The sequence below is a fragment of the Candidatus Paracaedibacter symbiosus genome, assembly GCF_000757605.1.
In the GTDB taxonomy this organism is placed as follows: domain Bacteria; phylum Pseudomonadota; class Alphaproteobacteria; order Paracaedibacterales; family Paracaedibacteraceae; genus Paracaedibacter_A; species Paracaedibacter_A symbiosus.
In genome coordinates, this window is sequence record NZ_JQAK01000023.1 from 4055 (window position 1) to 4730 (window position 676).

General features: G+C 67.2%; 1 protein-coding gene. It reads right to left on the reverse strand.

The genetic code is table 11. The annotated features are described in order from the left end of the window. Nucleotides 1-72: 72 nt before the first annotated feature. On the reverse strand, nucleotides 73-676 hold a 604-nt coding region (gene leuD, locus IG80_RS14465; RefSeq protein ID WP_075553256.1), incomplete at its 5' end, for a 3-isopropylmalate dehydratase small subunit.

Genomic DNA, 676 nt, shown 5'->3' on the forward strand with positions numbered 1-676 from the left:
CGGATAGGCAAGGACCGAAAACGAAGAAGCGACTCCGTGGGCGGCTTCTTCGTTGCAGTCGCCCGGCCTGCGCTAGGCTCCGGCGCTGAACAACCAGGGCTGGGCCACGCGGTGCCTGGACTCGAACGCGGCGATCGCATCGCGTTCCTGCAGGGTCAGGCCGATGTCGTCCAGGCCGTTGAGCAGGCAGTGCTTGCGGAAGGCGTCGATCTCGAAGGCGTACTGCACCCCATCGGGCCGGGTCACCGTCTGCGACGCCAGGTCCACGGTCAGGCGGTAGCCCTCGGTGGACTCGCACTGGGCGAACAGCGCATCGACCTCGGCGTCCTTCAGCACGATCGGCAGCAGGCCGTTCTTGAAGCTGTTGTTGAAGAAGATGTCGGCGAAGCTCGGCGCGATGATCGCGCGGAAGCCGTACTCGTCCAGCGCCCACGGCGCGTGCTCGCGCGAGGAGCCGCAGCCGAAGTTCTCGCGCGCCAGCAGCACGCTGGCGCCGCGGTAGCGCGGGAAGTTCAGCACGAACTCGTGGTTGAGCGGCCGGCCCGAGCTGTCCTGCCCCGGCTGGCCCACGTCCAGGTAGCGCCACTCGTCGAACAGGTTCGGGCCGAAGCCCGAGCGCTTGATCGACTTCAGGAACTGCTTGGGAATGATCTGGTCGGTGTCGACGTTGGCGCGG